This is a genomic window from Mesorhizobium sp. f-mel, from assembly GCF_053850215.1.
The window spans coordinates 1-19,387 of record NZ_JBSPTO010000050.1; the positions used below are offsets into that span (position 1 = coordinate 1).

Below are 19,387 nucleotides of genomic sequence, written 5' to 3' on the forward strand. Positions count from 1 at the left end.
CCAAAAATTGTCCTCGATTCTCGTTCCATCAATGAGCGATGTTGCTGCAGTTGAGCTCGGCAATCGTCTAGATACCCCGCGAAGTGGGCCGACTGGGGGACTGATCAGTTCCCCCAGGGCGTCACGCAGTGCCCGGGAAAGAGAGCGAATTGCCTTCGCCTAAGCTCACTTCGAGTATATCCGAGATGTTGCTTCCAGCGTGATCGGAGTCAACCCCTGGCACAACGGGTAGTCTGTACCTGCGACAGTCCATACGGCTGGCCAAAGCGGAAGAAATTGAGCAGGCCGCCGGCCGAAAGGACGGTCGCTATCACCCGACGCCTGGCAACTATCGTACCAAGTTGGGTCACAATATAAAGATTTGTTTATGTGATTGACAGCAATGTCCTCTTCGCCGAAATGTAAGTAGTCGATGGTTCTCTGATGCGGTTCGGCCCAACAGAGCTAAGAGGGAAGCCGGTGAAGATGCCGGCGCTGCCCCCGCAACTGTAAGCGACGAGCCAGGCCCATTCATGTCACTGAGGTGAATAGCCTCGGGAAGACGGGCTGAGGTGTTGACCCGCGAGCCAGGAGACCTGCCACGGCGAACAAGGTCCACAGGCGGGGTGTCTCGGTGGGCGTGGTGACTGGCTTGTCTGGTTGCCGACGTCTGCCTTGCCTCCACGCCCCAACCATCGGGGTATGGTATGTCTCTCTCCCAGAAAGTTCCTGTAGCCACGCTTGGCGTGCCGCGTATTGGGCGCCGTCGCGAATTAAAGCACGCGCTTGAGGCCTATTGGTCGCGAAAATCGTCCGCTACCGATCTTCTCGAAACGGCGCGGGCACTACGTGTCGCGAGCTGGATTGAACAACGCGACCGTGGCGTGACAAAGATTCCGTCCAACGACTTCTCGCTCTACGATCATGTGCTCGATACAGCAACAATGGTCGGTGCTGTCCCGCCACGCTATGGCTGGAGCGAGGGGGAAATCTCGCTCGACACGTATTTTGCGATGGCGCGTGGCAGCCAGGGAGATGCTGCTGGTCGCGAGCACACCGATCACGGTCAGGCCGTGACAGCGCTGGAAATGACCAAGTGGTTCGACACCAACTACCACTACATGGTCCCGGAGCTCGCCGATGATCAAGCCTTTGCCCTATCGTCGTCAAAGCCGTTGGATCACTTCCTTGATGCCAGGGCGTTGGGCATTCACACCCGCCCGGTCATCCTTGGGCCCGTCACCTTCCTCAAGCTGGCCAAATCGCCCACCCGGGATTTCAACCCTATTGCGCTGCTGCCGCGGCTGCTGCCGGTTTACGAGCTGCTGCTGCGCCGACTGAAACTCGCGGGCGCCGACTGGGTGCAGATCGATGAGCCGGCGCTCGTGCTCGATCTCATGCCAAACGAGCAAGGCGCGTTCAATTTTGCCTACGACCGACTGTCGCAAGCGGCACCGGAGCTGAAGATCATGCTCGCCACCTATTTCGGCGGATTGGACGGCAATCTCGAGACCGCTCTTTCGCTTCCTGTGGCGGGCCTGCATCTTGACCTTGCACGCGCGCCCGAACAATTGGAGGCGGTGGGCCGGCTTGCGCCAAAAGACCTGGTGCTTTCGCTTGGCCTGATCGACGGCCGCAACGTCTGGCGCGCGAACCTGCGCCCCATGCTTGACCGGATCAAGCCGGTCGTCGCCGGCTGGCCGCTGGAGCGAGTGGAGATCGCGCCCTCGTGCTCGCTTCTGCATGTGCCGATGGACCTTGAACTGGAAACCACGCTCGACAGGGACTTAAAGTCATGGCTCGCATTCGCAGCGCAGAAGATAGACGAACTGACCACGATCGCCCGGGCCTTGTCCGAAGGCCGGGAGGCGGTTGCGGCAGAACTGGAGTCTTCGACCCAAGCAGCCGCCGCGCGTTTGACGTCCCCGAAGGTCCATGATCCGCTGGTCGAAGGACGCCTCGCCTTTGTCGACGACGGCATGACGCGCAGGAACAGCGGTTTTTCGGAACGCTGCAGGCTTCAGAACGAAAGGCTCTGCTTGCCGGCTTTCCCGACCACGACGATCGGTTCTTTCCCGCAAACGCCTGAGGTTCGCAATGCGCGCGCAGCCCACGCGAAGGGAGAACTGAGCTATGTCGACTATGAGGCGTTCCTGAGGAAGGAGATCGAAGCAGCCATCCGTTGGCAGGAGGAGATCGGACTGGACGTGCTGGTGCACGGCGAGTTTGAGCGAAACGACATGGTGCAATATTTCGGGGAGCAGCTTTCCGGCTTCGTTTCCACGCAGCACGCCTGGGTGCAGAGCTACGGGTCGCGTTGTGTGCGCCCCCCGATCATTTTTGGCGACGTATCGCGGCCCAATCCGATGACGGTGCGCTGGTGGCAATACGCCCAATCGCTAACTGACAAACCCGTTAAAGGCATGCTCACCGGCCCCGTGACGATTCTCAATTGGTCCTTTGTGCGCGACGATCTTGCGCGCTCGGTGGTCTGCCGTCAGACCGCGCTCGCCCTCCGTGGCGAGGTGGGTGATCTCGAAAGCGCCGGCGCCAAGGTGATTCAGATCGACGAAGCTGCCCTGCGCGAGGGCTTGCCGCTGCGCAAATCAGAGTGGAAGCATTATCTCGAATGGGCCATCGAGTGCTTTCGGCTCGCTTCGACGGGCGTGTATGATGTGACCCAAATCCACACGCACATGTGCTACTCCGAATTCAACGACATCATAGACGCGATCGCGGCCATGGATGCCGATGTGATCTCCATCGAAACCTCGCGCTCGCAGATGGAATTGCTCGACGCCTTCCGACGCTTTAAATATCCGAACGAGATTGGACCGGGCATCTATGATATCCACTCACCGCGGGTGCCGGGAGTCGATGAGATGACGAGCCTGCTCTCTCAAGCGCGCCAGCATCTTTGCGACAGTCAGATTTGGGTCAACCCGGATTGCGGTTTGAAGACACGTCGATGGGAGGAAGTCCGCCCGGCACTTGTCAACATGGTCAAAGCCGCGCGTTCTCTGAGAGACGCACCAAAGGCAGCCTAGCAAAAGTGTATGCCGTCGCCCGGCGGATGGACGGCATACACTGGACTGAAGTTGTTCGAACTCGATGCCGGCATAGGAGTGGGGCATGTGCCGTTTCGTCAGGAAGTCAGGGGTCGCGGCGCGCGCTGACGGGCGCCGATTTCACTGCTCTGGTTCTTTTTCCGCCGCGACGATCTGTACACGTGCTTGCCAATGATGGTGCCGTTGATTCAGAGCGCATCTCTAGCAAGCCGGGCGTCGCGTCCGCTGATCTGAACACAGGAAGCTCGTCACATGATGCCGCTTTAAACCCTGTGCTCGGAAGTGGTGATCACCTCATTCGCCTGGCTGCCCCTACTGCTGCGCTTCAGCTAGATCATCTCGCGCAAGAGTTCGGCGTCAGGTTATTCTGCCCGAGCGCGCAGGTTCATCATGTCGTCGCACCAGTAGTCAAGTCCGGTCAAAGGGGGTTGTCGCAACCAGACTTACGGAAGCGCCGATGACCACCGCAAAGCCGCTCGCTCGCTACAGCGCTGTTGAGGGCGCGCTCGCGAGCAGCTTTTGCTCCGCCGAGCTGCATCACACACGGCGACACGATCGTCGAATCAGATTTCCTGCTCTTCGAGCGCATAGCCGGCCGAGCGTATGGTTCGGATGACGTTGTGGGGCGAGAGTGCCTTTCTCAGTCGGCTGATATGGACGTCAACGGTGCGCGCGCCGACATGGATATTCGCGGGCCAGGCGGCGCCAACAAGTTCGTCGCGGCTGCAAACCTTGCCGGGGTTTTCAATCAGGTAACGTAGGAGGTTGAACTCGAGTGGGCCAAGATGGAGTTGCTGGCCATTGCAATGTACCCGGTGGCTGCCGAGCTGCATATTAAGCTGGCCGCAGGTCAACGACCCTCCGTCCCCCCCGCTGTGGGAATTCAACGGCTTCGTCCGCAGCTTCGCTCCTAGGTAAGCAAGCAACTTGGCCGGCGCGAAGGGCCGCAGGAAACTTTCGTCAATGCCGGCCTTGAGCAGATCGAGCTGTTGGTGCTCGGCGCCGGACGCGATCAGGGCGATGACGGGCAGGGCGTCGGTTTGCAGCTCGCCTTTCAGCCGAGTGCAGATCCCCGGGCCGATAGCGCTAGCCGGTTGGCAGTCCAGGACGACAGCCGCCGTCTCGCGCTCAGTCGCTTGGCGGATCGCGTCCTCGACGCCGCCGGCCAGCTCGGTTGCGAAGCCGTCCACCTCCAGGACGTGACTGAAGACCAGGTAGAACTCGGCATCCTGCGAACACATCAGGATTAGTGGCTTCATTTGGGGGCCTTTCACCAATCAATGATTTCGGCGCGGGTCGCGAGGCAGCTTCTCTCAAGCGCCGCTTCGCTGCGCCTGCTCGTGCTTCTGCCGGTGCCACCGACACTCTCCTCATGGCCTGCTGCCGATTGGCAATTTGGTGTTAGCGTGGAAACGAACACCCAAACACCCCACATGAGGTCTTGCTCAGCGGCCAGCGATGGAGGCCGCGGATCAGCTGTTCGATCAGGTCTGCCAAGCAGACCCGTCCGGTACGACCCGAGCTGGTCCGACATGGAGTCGAAGTCAATCGCAGCTATCACCTCGGCGCGGCTTCCCGCCGCTAAACTCGGTGCCTCCTTTATACGCGCTATCTGATGCTGACCTGACAAGGTTTCTTGCCACCTCCGTTCCCCGGAGCGCAATGTCACTCCGCGTCATCAATGCCTCCCGGCAGTTCCTTGTCTCAAGACCAGAACATCAAAATTCGTGCCAACCCGAAGAGAGCCGCCGAGAAGATTTTTGCCACTTTTATTTCAGTCGCTTAACGAGAATGCAGCAGAAGATGAGGCCGGACACCACAATGTCGCGGACTCGACAAACTCAACATTTGCTGTCTGCCACCGGGCGGTTCCCTGAAATTGCAGACTGGATCGCCCTGCGGAGGACGCGAAGCGTGCCCAGCGATCATCGGCGGAGCCGGAAACCGGAAAGTCGCCTCTGACTTCGCGATCGCCCGGGCTGGTTGCACCGTCATTTGTTGACGTATCTGAGCAAACACACTTTTCTGAATTTGCCCCAGGTGCCTTTTGCGGAACGCGCCAACTTGCCCATGGGACAGACGCCTCGGCTTTCAGTGTTTCTACGAAGCTCTCTACCCATTTGTCGGAACAGATCGCTTCCGCGCCTCTCGAGCCGTGAAGCTGTGATCTAGAACTGGATAGCACCCTCTACGAGCGCACCAGCGCCTGTCGGCCGTGCGACGCGGTTAGGGAATGGGAAATTGGAGCTATTCCTGAGCTTGGTATGCGCAGCTCGACGGTGCCGGCGCGTCTCCCCGTCGCGTAGCGCCGGGCCATACACAACGGGCTTTTCTCGCCATAGGCGGCGCGCGTTGGCGGCCCCAACCTCCAAGTCCATCCGCTCGGCGGGAAAACCAATAATGTCGCGCAAGAGATCGGGAATCCACAGTTTCCTCCAAGAGAGCGCGCGCAGCCATCATGTCATCGGTCATCAATGGTTCCGTTAAATCACGTTGGTGTGCGCAACCCGAGCTTTGCCGGGGAAGATCGATGACCGCCGCAAAGCCGCTCGCTTGCTACGGCGCTGTTGAGGGCTCGCGAGCGGCTTCGCGACGCCGCGCTAACAACCTGTGGTGACGCGCTCCAGCGGATCGCACCACGCCTATGATTGGTCGGCCGGAATTGCTCGAATGGGCGATGGGCCTGATCCGTCAACTACCCGATGCCGTAGTATCGGTGCTTGCCCGAAAATTCTAGAAACGATTTCGTTCTATCGCATTCTCCCGATGTATCAGCTTTGGAGAGCAACGCAACAATTGGCGACATTTCGAAGAGGATGTTCGCACCACCAATCGACTCCCGCGAAAGTGCCGACCAAAGAAGTTTCGTCCGGCGATTCTGATGTCGATGTGACAGGAAGAACATCTACCACGAACCACAAGCGCTTTATCGCTATCCTTGTTAAATAATCTACGGGCAGAGGACTAAAAATGAACACCGCCGCTTTCACGGCTCATGAATCCAATGTTCGCCGCTATTGCCGCACGTTTCCCACAGTCTTTACGAAGGCCGTTGGGGCGACGATCTGGGACGAGACCGGCAAGCCTCATATCGATTTCCTTGTGGGGTCCGGATCACTGAATTACGGACACAACAACCCGAATATAATGGCCCCAGCAATCGAATGTCTCATGGGTCAGAACATTCTTCTATCGCTTGATATCCATACGGTGGCAAAGCGTGACTTCATTGAAGCGTTTGTCGATTGGATCCTAAAACCCAGAGGTCTTTCGTACAAGATTCAGTTTCCTGGGCCGACCGGCACAAACGCCAACGAAGCGGCGCTGGCGCTGGCGCGAAAGTATACCGGCCGCTCGAGCATCATGGCATTCACGAATGCGTTCCACGGCATGTCGCTCGGCTCCCTGGCGCTGTCGGGGTCGGCGTCTACCAGAGAGCTGGGAGGCGTTGCGCGCCACGATGTGATTCGTGTCCCTTATGACGGCTATCCGAGCCAAGCCTTCGATTCCGCGAACTACATCGACCGCGTTTTGGGCGACCCGGGGAGCGGCATAGAAAAGCCAGCCGCAATCATTCTGGAGACGATCCAGGCAGAAGGCGGCATGAACGCCGCATCCGCGGCTTGGCTCAACGAAATTCAGCGCATTTGCCGTAAGCACGGCCTTGTTTTTATCGTCGACGATATTCAGGCGGGTGCGGGTCGAACTGGCGATTTCTTCTCGTTTGAGTCCGCGAAAATCGAACCGGATATCGTGTGCCTTTCCAAGTCCCTAAGCGGTTCAGGCAGTCCGTTGTCCATCGTTCTGATTCGACCCGACTTGGACATATGGATGCCCGGAGAACATAGCGGGACCTTCAGAGGCAACAATTTCGCCTTCGTCACGGCAGGGGCGATGTGCAAAATGTGGTCCGACAGGCAGTTTACTGCAGGCCTGGAGCAGACAGCCGCCAAACTGCAGGGGCACCTTGACCGCCTCGTTGCGAAATTTCCCAGACACATCGAACAAAAGCGCGGCCGCGGTCTGATGGCTGGCCTCAAGTGCCGTTCACCGGCCGTTGTTGGCCGCGTGCACGATGTCGCGTTCGAAAATGGTCTGCTTATCGAATCCTCAGGGCCAAATCGCGACGTAATCAAAGTCCTCCCTCCGCTAACCATAACCGATGCCGAACTCGATCATGGCATCGCCATCCTTGATCGCGCACTGAAGGAGCAAGACAATGCCTAATCAGAGAGCTCAAGCGCCCGCCATCTCCCCGGTTTCAGTCAGAGAACGGACCGGCTCGATCAGCACTGCGGACATAATCTCAGTCCTCAAAGGTGACATTACCGCTCTGCACATCAAGCAAGCTTTCACCACTGAAGTAGCCGAGGAGATCACCGCAAACTTCAGTCACAGTCCCGGTCTCAAGGAACGTACAGATGGGGTGCCCGGACAATACGTCGGCGCATCTCACTACAGGAAGGATGCAGGCACCTATTTCGCAGATGCGGAAGCTGCGCGACCGTGCGTCGAGGCCATTTTTGAGAATTTGGTCGACCCGGTCCGAGCAATATTCGGCGCGTTGAAGCGCGAGCTTCACAATCAGGGCATCGAATTGCGGCTGGCCCGTTCGGAACGCGGTCAGGCCAATGTTTGTCGCGCTCTCAGTTGGTCAGGCAGTGGCACGTTTTCCTTGGATCCCCACGACGATGTCGCTCAAGTCTTACGTGCTGGCATTGATTACGAGCTTTCTGCGGTGGCGCACAATACTGTCGCAGCGCTCAACTTCTATCCCAGCATGGCCGAGAAAGGTGGCAATCTGAGGCTCTGGAGCCATAAGCCGACTGTCTCGGACCGAAAGTCGCAGGGTGTGGAGACCACTGGCTATCCCTATTCGGCAACGTATCTCGAGGCCGTCCCTAGTCGCGAGCTCCAACTCAAGGCCGGGGATATCGTAATAATTGACGGCGGCTTCGTTCACGGGGTTACCGGTCAATCAGGAAGCGGAAAGCGCCTGGTGCTGAACAGCTTTTTCGGGTTTGCGCGTCCGGATCTTGTTCTGTGGTGGACCTGATGTCGGATGTCGTGGCGACTGACCGGACTTCGACCGGCGCGCAGCACGCAAAGGAGGGTCAAAGACAATGTCAAAAAGAGCGCTCATCCTGGTTGAAGGCACAAGGAGCAACGGGCTTCTCTACGTGAAAGCAGCCCAGTGTCTTGATCTATACCCAATTACTCTGGCGGCCGAGCCCGCTCGGCACGACTATCTTGCGGCGGGAGGGTGTGAGGAAATCCGTGTCGATACAAACAATTTCGACGCGCTGATCCGCGAATGTTCCCGGCTAAATGCGACCTATACCATTGCTGGTATAACGAGCGCTGACGAGTTGGTTTATGCAACCGTTGGCAAGCTTTGCCGATATTTCGATCTACCGGGACCGAACCCCACATCGATTGAGCGATGTTGCGACAAATTTGTGCAACGTCAGCTCCTTGAGCAGGCCGGCGTTCCAATACCTACTTATCGCTTGGCAACGAATGCGACGGAGGTAGAAAGCGCTGCCGCGGAGATCGGCCTTCCCGTAGTTCTCAAGCCAACCGTAGGCCACGGCAGCATCGGCGTTCGCTTGTGCCGCAACGCCAATGAGCTGGCCGAACATACAACCTATTTGTTGGGCGAGAACCACATATGGCCCTCCTCGCCGCGGATACTGGTCGAAGAATTCGCACAAGGACCACACTTTAGCGCCGACATAATGGGAACTCAAGTCGTTGGGATTTGTGCCGTTGAAGGCGGCCCCCCACCGCATTTCGTCTGTCGTGGGTACACTCATCCGGCCCTGCTGACTGATGACGAGTATAAACGCATCGCCCATGTTTCGCTCAGCTGTATGCAAGCTCTCAACCTTGGCTGGGGGCCCTCGTTCGTTGAGTCAAGGTGGACGGAGCGTGGGCCAGTCGTGATTGAAGTCAATCCGCGTCTTGCGGGTGGGGCCAACCCTCGACTGGTTCAGCGCAGTTACGGTATCGATCTCGTCACCGAACACGTCAAGCTTGTCATCGGTCAGGAATGGGATTTGCGGAGAACGTATTCACAAGCGGCGGGCGTGCGGTTCCTGATCGCTGATCGCAATGGCACTCTGGATCGGATTGGTGGTGATCTTCATGCAGCTGCTGTACCAGGTGTCGTCGAGGTCGACTTGTATGTTGAACCCAAGACGCCGATTGTGAGGAAAGGCGATTACCGAGACCGAATGGGACATGTCATCGCCGCTTCACCATGCCAAGCTCGGACTGCCGCGATACTTCAGTCTGCTGTCGACTTAATTAGTTGGTCGATTTCACCATTTACGACTCTTGGCGAACAATGACAGTCAGCAGCCCCTCACCTCCGCATTTGCGAAGATGCCCAGCCAGAGACGATCGCGCAGAACATTGGTGCAATCGAGAGGAGGAGAGGGGCAGTTTTTAGCGGGTTTATCACCTGGACAAGATAAAGCGTCGGCGCTCATCTCACGTCGCGCGGCTATACTCAGCGGCGCTTTGCGGAGCTACTGTCATCCCAACGCGCTGCGGATGGCCGGAACCGAAGACGGCGTAGTTGCCGCGCTCACTGGAAAAACTAGTCATGTCGAAACCCATATTTGAAAAGATCGCCTTGGTCGGCATCGGCCTGATCGGCTCTTCGCTGGCGCGCGTCATCTGCCGCGAGGTGCTGACCGGCCATATCGCCGTTGCAAGTCGTAGCGCCGAGACTCTAAAGCGCGCGGAGGAGCTGAAGCTCGGCGACGACTACACGACCGACGCGAGGAAAGCGGCCCGCGGGGCCGACCTTATCATCGTCTCAGTGCCCGTCGGTGCCTGCGGGGCCGTGGCTGAGGAAATCCAACCCGCGCTTAAGAACGGCGCTATCCTCACCGATGTCGGCTCCGCCAAGGCATCGGTGATCGCGCAGATGCAGCCGCATGTGCCGGCGGGCGTGCATTTCATCCCCGGCCATCCTTTGGCCGGCACTGAAAAATCGGGACCGGATGCCGGTTTTGCCGAACTGTTCCAGAACCGCTGGTGCATTTTCACGCCGCTGCCCGGCACCGATCCGGCGGCACTGGAAAGGCTCTCGGAATTCTGGCGGCGCTGTGGCTCCAAAATCGACACGATGGACCCCCAGCACCACGACATGACGCTGGCCATCGTTTCGCACCTGCCGCACATCATCGCTTATAACATCGTCGGTACCGCCGACGATCTGGAGTCGGTGACCAAGTCCGAGGTCATCAAATACTCGGCCTCCGGCTTTCGCGACTTCACGCGTCTGGCGGCCTCCGACCCGACCATGTGGCGGGACGTCTGCCTGCACAACAAGGGCGCCATCTTGGAAATGCTGGCGCGATTTTCCGAGGATCTCGCCTCGCTGCAACGAGCGATCCGCTGGGGCGACGGCGAAAAGCTGTTCGACCTGTTCACCCGCACCCGCGCCGTCCGCCGCTCGGTCATTGAGTCGGGGCAGGATGTTGACCTGGCCGATTTCGGCCGCCAGGCGATTGGCCATCCAATGGTCGTGCAAGAGCAGCGGTACCAGGCCACGAGCATCCCTATCGCAGCAGCGGCGACGCCACCTGTATCTTGGTCCAAGAGTCAGTAGGACGGAGGAATCTCACCCGCCGACCAAGCGCGGCCACTCAATGAGGAGCTTGCCGCGATTCCGGTCTCCGGCGAGCCTCACGCGTTATCGGCTTTAACCAGAGCCGCCGGCCCAAGGCCCTTTTTTCTGCGCCCTATAGCCCAGATCTCAACCGCATCGAGAAACTGCTCGCCAGCTTAGGCGCTGATTGCGACGGGCCTCCAAACGAACCGTGGAGACCTTCCACGGACGCTATCGCTAACATCCTTAACGAAATCCCCAAACGAAAACATGTCAGAAGTCGAACGCTATCCCGTTCACTTGCACTACGCGTGTCGCGAAGCTCGACCGCGAAAGTGATGTATTGCCTCAGGAATAGTTATGCCGACGACGGTCAACTCTGTTGGGCTAGAGGTGAGAATCCGCTGACTTTTCTTGCCAGCCGAGGTTGAAGATTATGTAATGGACCATTCGATTAATTCCGCGGCCCTCTGAAGTATCGCCTCGGTCTGAGCGGCAGTAGGAGAAACGGCGATGACATGTCCAAGCCAGTCTCGGTAATCGCCTTTTCTGACGATTGGCGTGTTGGGCTCAACATACAGTTTAATTTCGGCGGCACCTGGCACAGCAGCCGCCCTACTGTCGCCATTGATCCAATCCAGAGTGCCATCACGATCAGGAAGCAGGAATCGCGCGGCCGCTGTCCGCGAATGCCTTCTTCGCAAAACCCATTCCTGACCGATGACGAGCTTAATGTGCTCGGTGATGAGATCGATACCGCAAGCCAGTTGGACGAGTTGAGGCTCGAGTGCGCCAGCGAGACGCGGATTGACTTCGATGACTACCGGGCCACGCTTCGTCCACCGGAGTTCGATGTTCGTTGGCCCCCAGCCAAGGCCGAGAGCTTCCAAGCAGCTCAGCGAAACCTCAACGATACGCTCATGCTCATCGAAGGTCAGCGGGGCCGGAAAGATCGTCTTCCGGAAAACGAAATGCGGTGGCGGGCCAAAGTCAACGCCGACAATCCCAATAACCTCATTTCCCATTATCTCGACGCTATAAAAAGGACCTCGTGCGAATTCTTCGACGAGTATTCGCGGCGCAGACGGCCAATTATCCTTTCCGCCCAGCAGATAAGTCGTATGTTCGGCTAACTCATCGGTATTGCGGCATAATCGGACCCCCATGCTGCCGCTGCCGATGGCTGGCTTAACAATCACCGGCAGCCCGATCTCCGCGGCAGCGCTTTCTACTTGCGTCGCAGTGGCAGCCAAGCGATAAGCAGGCACTGGAACGCTGGCCTCCGCTAGGAGCTGACGTTGAGTAAATTTGTCGCAGCATCGTTCAATCAATGCGGGATTCGGCCCCGGTAAATCGAAGTGGCGGCAGAGCTTGCCAACCATCGCATAAACCGACTCGTCGGCGCCCGCGAAGCCAGTAATGCCAGCAATGCCATACGTGGCACGAAGCCGGGAACATTGGCGGATTAGCGCATCGAGATTGGTTGTATCGACACGGATCGCCTCGCTCCTTTCGGCCGCAATATAGTCGTACTGAACTGGATCAGCCGACAACGTAATTGGACGAAGATCAAGACATCGGGCCGCTTGGACGTATCGCAGGCCATTACCTCTTGAATGACCTTCAACCAGGATGAGCGCTCTGGTTTCCATTGGACCTCCGTTGTGTGCAGTGTGGTGGGTCTGAGCGGAAATGCGCGTCAGTTGTTCAGACTGTATACCAGTGTCGGTTAACTGCGATCATGAAGAGTTCGTAAAGTTAGTTGAAGGATTCGTTGCACCCCGAGGTGTGGGCCCAGCATCTTGACGAATTTTGGAGGATTGCAATGTTCAAAGACATAGGCCGTACAGGTCCAGGCGATGTGAGACGAAGGCTTGAGAAAACTCAGCACGCTCGAAAGTTAAAGTTGCTAAGCGTGATTCATGAGAGGTCGGCTGTTGGAGGGGCCGGCCATGAACAGGGATTGGCAAGTCGATCTGGAGCGGTGGCTTGAGCCGTTCGTCTCGGCCTTGAGGCACAAGACGCGTGCGGGATGTGTCCGGCCTATATTGCTGGGCTGATTGGCCTTGGGGATCGCAAGAGCGTCCAACCGATAGCGGCGCGCGATGCAGGCGTCAACTATGACCAGCTGCACCACTTCGTCGCGAGCGGTCGTGTGGGATGCTGCGCCGCTGGAGAAGGTGCTGCTCGCGGAGGCCGACAGACAAGTTGGCGGGAACGATGCGTGGCTGATCGTGGACGACACCGCGCTGCCCAAGAAGGGGCGCCACTCGGTCGGCGTCGCGCCGCTATATGCCTCGGCGCTTGGCAAGACCGCCAACTGCCAGACGCTGGTGTCGCTGACGCTGGCCTCTGGCGAAGTGCCGGTCATGGTGGGGCTGCGGCTGTTTCTGCCCGAGAGCTGGACTTCCGATCCTGCCCGGCTCGATCGGGCCCGTGTGCCCGAGGACCATCGTGCCTCCAGGACCAAGCCCGAAATCGCGCTGGCCGAGATCGACCGGGCTCGCGCAGCCGGCCTACGCTTTGGCTGCGTGCTCGCCGATGCCGGCTATGGCTTGAGCGCCCCCTTCCGGCAGGCACTCACCGAGCGCGGCCTGATCTGGGCCGTCGGCATCCCGTTCAAGCAGAAGGTCTATCCCGCCGACGTGGCGATGATCTTCCCCGTTGCCGGACGCGGCCGCCCGCGCCAGCGGCATATCCCCGATGTGAAGTCGATGACCGCACAGGCGATGCTGGAGAAAGCCCAATGGCGAACAGTCAGGCGCCCATGTCGCGGATGCGCTGGGGTGGGCCATCTGCAACCCGGACACGGACAGCGGCGAAGCGCGCCGAGAGGCGCGCTCAGCATCTGCCCGGCGAGGAGGTCTGGGTGATCGGCGAGCACCGCTCGACCGGCGAGCGCAAATACTACCTCTCCAACTTGCCCGCCGACACCCCGCTCAAGCAGATCGCAGGCGCCATCAAGGCGCGCTGGGTCTACGAACAGGCGCATCAGCAGCTCAAGGAGGAACTTGGCCTCGACCACTTCGAGGGGCGCTCATGGACAGACCTCACCGGCACGCGCTGATGACGATGATCGCCTACGCCTTCCTGCAATCTCGCCGCCTCAAACAAGCGGGAGGGGGAAAAAAGAATCCTCGGCCCGCCGCCCCAACCGAGCCTGCCCGCCGTCAGGCAAGCCATCCTCACCGCGCTCGCGCAGCCGCCCCCAATCAGTTGTCCGCACTGCCGCAGAATCCTCACTGCTAAAAATCCGCCAAAGTAGTGCTTCTGTAATGGGCCTTCGTTCGTCAAGTCCCCTCTGAACGATATCTCGTCGCCAGGATCATGCTTCTGTCCGTGGTCAGCGCGAAGGCCGCCACACTATGCCATCAGATCCAGAGCTGACAGGTCAATCTAGGAAGCGTGGTTTGCCGAAGCATTCACAGCACTACACACGACCTTGCCAAGCCCTCGTCCCGGCGACGGGACCTCAGGAGAGCGGTGCCGTTTCGGCTCGCTCCGAACGCTCTATCTCCTATGCCATCGCTGCGGCCTTGCTCCATCGGAAGTCGGTCGCATCCACCCACATGCGATGGAGCACGACGCCCAACTTGCGGGCAAGGGCCACCTTGGCGCGCTTCATGCCCCGACGTTTCGCCACGTCGCCTCCGGCTCGCTGGCGATCTTGACCTCGCGCATGATCGTTCCGGTCGCGTCAACAATGCACACGCTGCTCTCTTCCAGAGAGACATCGATTCCCGCATAATGTTCCATGGCTGTTCCTCTCATGATGTTTGGAGCCGATCGCTCGGACTCCGTTTCAACACCCATCATTCTGAGGGACAGCCACCCAACCTGGCTATGCTCGCGAAGGCCGGCCCATTACGGCATCTAGTATAAGTGGTCTGCCTTGACCGTGAGGCGGCCCGTGAGTGCCTGCACCGCGAAGCTGAAGCACATTCGATCGATGCAGCTGCCTTTTTTAATGCATTACCAGTGGGACCTGTAGCACCGTTAGCCGGCGTGGCCGCTGAATGATGCCGTTTTCGCAATCGCGTGGGCGGATCATGGCCCATCGTCTCGAAATCGATTCAGGCGGCCGAGGCACCGGAGCTTCGCCAAACCCTGAAGGAAAGAGCTATAACGATGTCCAGACATTCTACCCTCCGCAGGTGAAGTGACCCCATGACACCAAGGGGAGGATATCGACCGGGCGCAAGTAGACCGTGAAGCAAGTGCGTCCAATGAACGCATGTGCAGAGCGATTCGTCGCATGCATAGACCGACAACGTTTACATGCGGTCCTCCGATCGAAATCGCTTCCGGGTTGCTGCTAGCACGCTCAACTTCTTTCGCAGGGTCACCGATAGCATCTCCAGTAAGACGTACGACGCCTCACGTCGCTCTGTCGGTGTGCGCACCCGGCGCCCAGACGTCAAGTTCAGGCTTCATCAAAATAAGGGACATTGGGGTCCCGATCGCCGACAAAGACTTGGAGAGGGTCACAATGTCCGGCACAATTGCAGCTGCTTCGAAACTGAAGAAACTGCCGGCGCGACCGACTCCTGCCTGAATGTCATCGAGTATCATCAAGATTCCGTGCCGCGAGGTTAGTTCGCGCAGCCGTTGCAGCCAATCAACGCTCGCAGCATTGATGCCGCCTCGACATTGAGCGCTATCGTTCCGACGTAATCGATCGGTTCAAGCAGTCTCTACAGCGCGCACCTGAAGTAATGAGCGCGTACGCTGTCACGGGTAACGCCGATTTCGTTCTCATTCTCTCGGTGCGTGACTTGTCAGAATATGACGCCTTCTCGAGGCGCTTTTTTTTGATAGCCCGGCTGTTAAAAGTTACAGTACGATGGTTGTGATGGATCGCACGAAGGTAACCTTGGCGGTTCCAATCGATGTCTAGCAAGCGCGATTTTGCGGGATTGAACAGGTGGCTTCATCCGGTTCATCGAATGACTGACGAAAGGGTCAGCCGCCTTGCCCGCCGGCTAGGCTGGAACGGGTTTGCGGCGACGGATCTTTCGCAGCCCCTAGAGCGATGATGAGCGCAAAGCGACGCATCATTCTGGTCCAGGTGCCGGCTCGGTCTGTAAGCGGCGCTGAAGGGCGGGCGCTCTCTCGGCTGCCCAGCGGCATTCGTTGGCCCGATACTGCCAAAGCACTCCTGGACCTATCGGGGCTGTATCCTGGTGTAGCGTGACGGACCTCTCGCAACATTATGTGTGAAGACCTTCCGCCCCGTAGGGAAGCAGCCATAATACGAATGGAAATGCGCTGATTTCCTGCGTTCCTAGGAGACAATCGGCGCGTTAGGCTCGCTCGCCGTTGCTACATGTTGCCCGACTCAGATAGTTTTTGGCGAGGTTGCGTGGTTTTCGACTATATCATCGTAGGCGGCGGTTCCTCCGGATGCGTGATGGCGAACAGGCTATCGGCCAATGGAAATCGTGTGCTGCTCATTGAAGCCGGCCTTCCATTTCCAGACGACATCCAGGATGGCGACCTGACGCGGACTTACCTTTAACCCTAAATATAGATGGCAATCACTCCACGCGAGAACTGTGCGAGATGGCCGCAAGCCTGTCCATTTCAAGCAGGCCCGGGTGATGGGTGGCGGGTCCAGCATTAGGGCATGGCGGACGTGGTGCCACCTCTACTGGCCTTGCCGCAACGACTTGCCCAATTCATTCTAAGCGAACTAAGCAGATGAGGGAAATCTGCGTACCACTCGTAAAAACGCCGAATTTATGCGTGTGAAGTAGGATTGTCGCACAAAGCGCGCCAACGGTTCTGCTACCTTCATGAGGCTAGGACCAAAGATTGGCTGCATGGAAGCGTACCTAGTGTACCGAAGTGCGGCTCTACAGCCCGCAGTACGATGGGAACCGCCGGACAAGCTCAACAAATAGTGCATGGCCATTTCCCGGTGCGTATTGGGAGGCCATCGGCGAAACGGAAACGGAGGACCAACCAATGGACAAGTGGCAAGCCGAACACAGCTCTAAATCTGCAATCTTGAAGGGGATTGCCGCACTCGGCCTAGCGGCAATGACAATATCTTGCTTTGCCGGTTCGGTCTCGGCGCAGTCGCTGCTCGACAAGATCAAGAATGGAGAAACGGTCCGTCTTGGCTTCGCCAGTGACCCTCCGTCGGCCTATCCTGGCGAGAACAACGCGCCGCTCGGCTTCGTCAACGCCATGACCCTCGACATCCTTATTAAGCTCGGCACGACCAAGGTCGAACCAATCGTTACGGAATGGGGCTCCCTCATTCCTGGCCTGCAGGCGGGCCGCTTCGACATCATCACAGGCGGCATGTACATTCTGCCGGACCGCTGCCGCAATGTGCTGTTCACCGAGCCGCTTGCTAAGTTTACCGAAGCCCTGCTCGTGCCGAATGGCAATCCCAAAGACCTGCACTCCTTTGACGATATCCGTGACAAGGGCCTGACGCTGGTCACCACCGCCGGTTCCGACACGGTCAAGAACGCCCAAGACGCGGGCATTCCGGAGGATCGTGTCATGCAGGTCGCCGGCCAGGCCGAATTCTTGCAGGCAGTGAAGGTCGGCCGCGCGGCGGCAGGGTCGCTCAACTACTTCACGGTAAAGGAACTCGCTGACAAGGACGACAGCGTTGAAATGGCAGATCCGTTCACCCCGCCGGCTGGGAAGGCCGGCTACCCAAGTCTCGCCTTCCTGCCCAATCAGCAGGCGGCGGTCGATGCTTTCAACGGGGTGTTGAAGACTTATATCGGCTCCGACGAAATGATGCAGTCGGTCGGGAAATACGGCTACACCAAAATTAACCTGCCGGATGGCACTAAGACCGCCGACCTGTGCAAGGGCTGAAATCTTGCGGGGAATGGCCCCATGCACTTGACCGGCTCCCGGCCGCGGTGGCCGGAGCCAACAGAGCACGTGACAAGACCCGGATTCTCCAGCGAGCCGATTTCCTGTATTCGGACGAGATAATTCGGCAACGGGGCATGTGAGGCTGCTACGCTCAGGGGGAGCAATTGGTAGTCCACTTCGCATGGTCACAATCCCGATCTGATGCCCCCTCCTTTTGCCGAGGAACTGATGATCACCGAGCATCGCGTATCGATTGATGGTGTCGAGACATCGTACTGCGAGAACGGAGCCGGTCGGCCGATCGTTTTCCTGCACGGGGCGGGCTTCGGCGCAGAGGGTAAGAGTTCCTTTGTTCGGCAGCTGAACGGGCTATCCGATCAATTTAGGGTGGTCGCGATTGATCATCTCCATTTTGGCGGGACGGATTATCCTGCTGACGGCAAATACATCAACCGGCTCTGTCGTGTGGATCATGTGATTAGCTTCATCCAACAACTGGGGTTGAAGCAGATCACGCTGGTCGGCCATTCAGAAGGATCATTCGTCGCCGCGCGGGTCGCGATCGTGCGTCGCGATCTTGTCTCCAAGCTGGTCCTGCTGACCGCCAACTCCGTGTCACCGGCGTTTGGAGATGACCGTGACGAAGCTTGGATGGAGGCCTGCCGGCAGGCTTACGACTGTTCCGGCCCGATGCCGAGCGAAGAGGAATACATCACGGCCCGCAGGAAAGGCTGCCGCGCCTACGGGCAGGATGTGGAAGGCGCCGAGCGAGAGGCCTATCGGCGGGCCGCTGCCCGGGGACAATGGGAGATCTGGCAGAGACTCCCCGAAGAGGAGACAGACCTGCATCGTTATGCACTGCTACAGCAGGAGTATATCTTCCCCTACCTTGATCAGCTTCAGGCCCAGACGTTGATCATTTGGTCCAAGAACGACCCCACCGCGACGCCGGAGCAAGGGCTCAACCTAGCGAAGCTGATCAGGAATTCAGATTTCCACCTGCTCAATAATGCAGGCCATTCCATCCAGGTTGACCGGAGCGAAGCCGTGAACAGACTCATCCGTGAATGGCACGCGTAATCAACAGTGATGGGAACTACAAAATGCTCGCCGCCAGCATTTCCGGGGCGCATCTTTTCTCAGCGACGTGGTCGCATACGACGAATCCTGCGCTCATGGAAGCAAGGCCACAAAGCATAAGCCGAGGCGCTGGCGTCTGCCCCCTCATTGATCCGGACAGCAGGTCAGGAGCCATGCCGGACGTGGTGCGCCTCCGCTGGCCTTATTGCGGATGACGGAAATGTGCGCATGCACCCCATAAACACCGAATTTCTGCCAATATACCGCAATTCTCGCACAAAACGCCACTGCTGCGCTGCCAGGCTCATGAAGCGTGCAAGCGGCCGGTATCGAAAGATTGGCTGGATGCAGCATGCCTAGGATACTGACTGGGCTCTATAGCCCGCATGATGATGGGAACCGCCGGACTACAAGCTCAGCAAATAGTGCAATGGTCATTTCCCGCAGCGTATTGGGAGGGCCATCGGCGAAACGGAAACGGAGGAATAACCAATGGTCAAGTGGAAAGACGAAGAACACAGCTTTAAATCTGCAACCTTGAAGGGGATTGCCGCACTCGGCATAGCGGCGATGGCGGTCGCCTCGCTTGCCGGTTCGGCGTCGGCGGAGTCGCTGCTCGAGAGAATCAAGAATGGAGAAACCATCCGCCTCGGCTTCTCCAACGAGTCTCCCAGCGCCTATCCCGGAGCCAACGGCGAGCCCCTCGGGATAGTTAACGCGATCACGCTGGACGTTCTCAAGAAGATGGGGACGACCAAAGTCGAGGCGGTCGTAACCGACTGGGGCTCGC

General features: G+C 58.5%; 10 protein-coding genes, 6 pseudogenes and 1 riboswitch. Of the genes and pseudogenes, 11 read left to right on the top strand and 5 right to left on the bottom strand.

The window, feature by feature from the left end:
- Nucleotides 1-396 precede the first annotated feature (396 nt).
- Nucleotides 397-597, top strand: a riboswitch (cobalamin riboswitch).
- Nucleotides 598-686: 89 nt separating this feature from the next.
- Nucleotides 687-3,026, top strand: a complete 2,340-nt coding sequence (gene metE / locus ACWUKX_RS29965) for a 5-methyltetrahydropteroyltriglutamate--homocysteine S-methyltransferase (protein ID WP_456010273.1) — start codon at nucleotides 687-689, stop codon at nucleotides 3,024-3,026.
- A 584-nt stretch (nucleotides 3,027-3,610) separates the two neighbouring features.
- On the opposite strand, the gene ACWUKX_RS29970 is transcribed toward metE, so the two are convergent.
- Nucleotides 3,611-4,306, bottom strand: coding sequence for a response regulator transcription factor (locus ACWUKX_RS29970; RefSeq protein ID WP_456010275.1), 696 nt, complete (start codon nucleotides 4,304-4,306; stop codon nucleotides 3,611-3,613).
- A 1,711-nt stretch (nucleotides 4,307-6,017) separates the two neighbouring features.
- Here ACWUKX_RS29970 and ectB point away from each other — a divergent pair.
- The 4 genes from ectB (at nucleotide 6,018) to ACWUKX_RS29990 (ending at nucleotide 10,671) form a co-directional block, all read left to right on the top strand.
- On the top strand, nucleotides 6,018-7,274 hold the full coding sequence (ectB, locus tag ACWUKX_RS29975; RefSeq protein WP_456010276.1) for a diaminobutyrate--2-oxoglutarate transaminase: 1,257 nt from the start codon (nucleotides 6,018-6,020) through the stop codon (nucleotides 7,272-7,274).
- Nucleotides 7,267-8,103 (top strand): 2OG-Fe(II)-dependent halogenase WelO5 family protein, encoded by an 837-nt coding sequence (locus tag ACWUKX_RS29980; protein ID WP_456010278.1) that lies wholly within the window; start codon nucleotides 7,267-7,269, stop codon nucleotides 8,101-8,103. Before ectB ends, ACWUKX_RS29980 begins: the two co-directional genes overlap by 8 nt.
- 67 nt (nucleotides 8,104-8,170) lie before the next feature.
- Nucleotides 8,171-9,400, top strand: coding sequence for an ATP-grasp domain-containing protein (locus ACWUKX_RS29985; RefSeq protein ID WP_456010279.1), 1,230 nt, complete (start codon nucleotides 8,171-8,173; stop codon nucleotides 9,398-9,400).
- A 257-nt stretch (nucleotides 9,401-9,657) separates the two neighbouring features.
- On the top strand, nucleotides 9,658-10,671 hold the full coding sequence (locus ACWUKX_RS29990) for a prephenate/arogenate dehydrogenase family protein (RefSeq protein ID WP_456010280.1): 1,014 nt from the start codon (nucleotides 9,658-9,660) through the stop codon (nucleotides 10,669-10,671).
- A 434-nt stretch (nucleotides 10,672-11,105) separates the two neighbouring features.
- Here ACWUKX_RS29990 and ACWUKX_RS29995 read toward each other — a convergent pair whose 3' ends face one another.
- Nucleotides 11,106-12,323 carry an ATP-grasp domain-containing protein gene (locus ACWUKX_RS29995; protein WP_456010281.1) on the bottom strand — a complete coding sequence of 406 codons (1,218 nt, stop codon included), beginning with the start codon at nucleotides 12,321-12,323 and terminating at the stop codon, nucleotides 11,106-11,108.
- Between the two features lie 263 nt (nucleotides 12,324-12,586).
- On the opposite strand from ACWUKX_RS29995, the pseudogene ACWUKX_RS30000 reads away from it, so the two are divergent.
- A pseudogene (locus tag ACWUKX_RS30000) lies at nucleotides 12,587-13,920 on the top strand (IS701 family transposase).
- A gap of 268 nt (nucleotides 13,921-14,188) precedes the next feature.
- Here the strand turns inward: ACWUKX_RS30000 and ACWUKX_RS30005 are convergent.
- From ACWUKX_RS30005 to ACWUKX_RS30015, 3 pseudogenes are all read right to left on the bottom strand, one after another.
- Nucleotides 14,189-14,317, bottom strand: a pseudogene (locus ACWUKX_RS30005) (IS110 family transposase); the annotation flags it as partial.
- Nucleotides 14,311-14,427, bottom strand: a pseudogene (locus ACWUKX_RS30010) (IS110 family transposase); the annotation flags it as partial. The pseudogenes ACWUKX_RS30010 and ACWUKX_RS30005, both read right to left, overlap by 7 nt.
- Before the next feature lie 636 nt (nucleotides 14,428-15,063).
- Nucleotides 15,064-15,324: pseudogene (locus tag ACWUKX_RS30015) on the bottom strand (aminotransferase class III-fold pyridoxal phosphate-dependent enzyme); the annotation flags it as partial.
- A gap of 62 nt (nucleotides 15,325-15,386) precedes the next feature.
- On the opposite strand from ACWUKX_RS30015, the gene ACWUKX_RS30020 reads away from it, so the two are divergent.
- The 5 genes and pseudogenes from ACWUKX_RS30020 to ACWUKX_RS30040 all read left to right on the top strand — a co-directional run.
- Entirely contained in the window at nucleotides 15,387-15,524 is a 138-nt protein-coding gene (locus tag ACWUKX_RS30020) for an Lrp/AsnC ligand binding domain-containing protein (RefSeq protein ID WP_456010282.1), read from the top strand.
- Nucleotides 15,525-15,997: 473 nt separating this feature from the next.
- A pseudogene (locus tag ACWUKX_RS30025) lies at nucleotides 15,998-16,135 on the top strand (NAD(P)-binding protein); the annotation flags it as partial.
- Nucleotides 16,136-16,518: 383 nt separating this feature from the next.
- Complete coding sequence (gene ehuB, locus ACWUKX_RS30030; RefSeq protein ID WP_456010283.1) at nucleotides 16,519-17,514, top strand: ectoine/hydroxyectoine ABC transporter substrate-binding protein EhuB; 996 nt, start codon at nucleotides 16,519-16,521, stop codon at nucleotides 17,512-17,514.
- A 231-nt stretch (nucleotides 17,515-17,745) separates the two neighbouring features.
- Nucleotides 17,746-18,597, top strand: a complete 852-nt coding sequence (locus ACWUKX_RS30035; RefSeq protein WP_456010285.1) for an alpha/beta fold hydrolase — start codon at nucleotides 17,746-17,748, stop codon at nucleotides 18,595-18,597.
- Nucleotides 18,598-19,089: 492 nt separating this feature from the next.
- Nucleotides 19,090-19,387: pseudogene (locus ACWUKX_RS30040) on the top strand (ectoine/hydroxyectoine ABC transporter substrate-binding protein EhuB); the annotation flags it as partial.

What these genes read in the sequence shown, in the direction of transcription:
- metE (WP_456010273.1), top strand. Translation starts at nt 687, where the DNA reads ATGTCTCTCTCCCAGAAAGTTCCTGTAGCCACGCTTGGCGTGCCGCGT.
- ACWUKX_RS29970 (WP_456010275.1), bottom strand. Translation starts at nt 4,306, where the DNA reads ATGAAGCCACTAATCCTGATGTGTTCGCAGGATGCCGAGTTCTACCTG.
- ectB (WP_456010276.1), top strand. Translation starts at nt 6,018, where the DNA reads ATGAACACCGCCGCTTTCACGGCTCATGAATCCAATGTTCGCCGCTAT.
- ACWUKX_RS29980 (WP_456010278.1), top strand. Translation starts at nt 7,267, where the DNA reads ATGCCTAATCAGAGAGCTCAAGCGCCCGCCATCTCCCCGGTTTCAGTC.
- ACWUKX_RS29985 (WP_456010279.1), top strand. Translation starts at nt 8,171, where the DNA reads ATGTCAAAAAGAGCGCTCATCCTGGTTGAAGGCACAAGGAGCAACGGG.
- ACWUKX_RS29990 (WP_456010280.1), top strand. Translation starts at nt 9,658, where the DNA reads ATGTCGAAACCCATATTTGAAAAGATCGCCTTGGTCGGCATCGGCCTG.
- ACWUKX_RS29995 (WP_456010281.1), bottom strand. Translation starts at nt 12,323, where the DNA reads ATGGAAACCAGAGCGCTCATCCTGGTTGAAGGTCATTCAAGAGGTAAT.
- ACWUKX_RS30020 (WP_456010282.1), top strand. Translation starts at nt 15,387, where the DNA reads ATGAGCGCGTACGCTGTCACGGGTAACGCCGATTTCGTTCTCATTCTC.
- ACWUKX_RS30035 (WP_456010285.1), top strand. Translation starts at nt 17,746, where the DNA reads ATGATCACCGAGCATCGCGTATCGATTGATGGTGTCGAGACATCGTAC.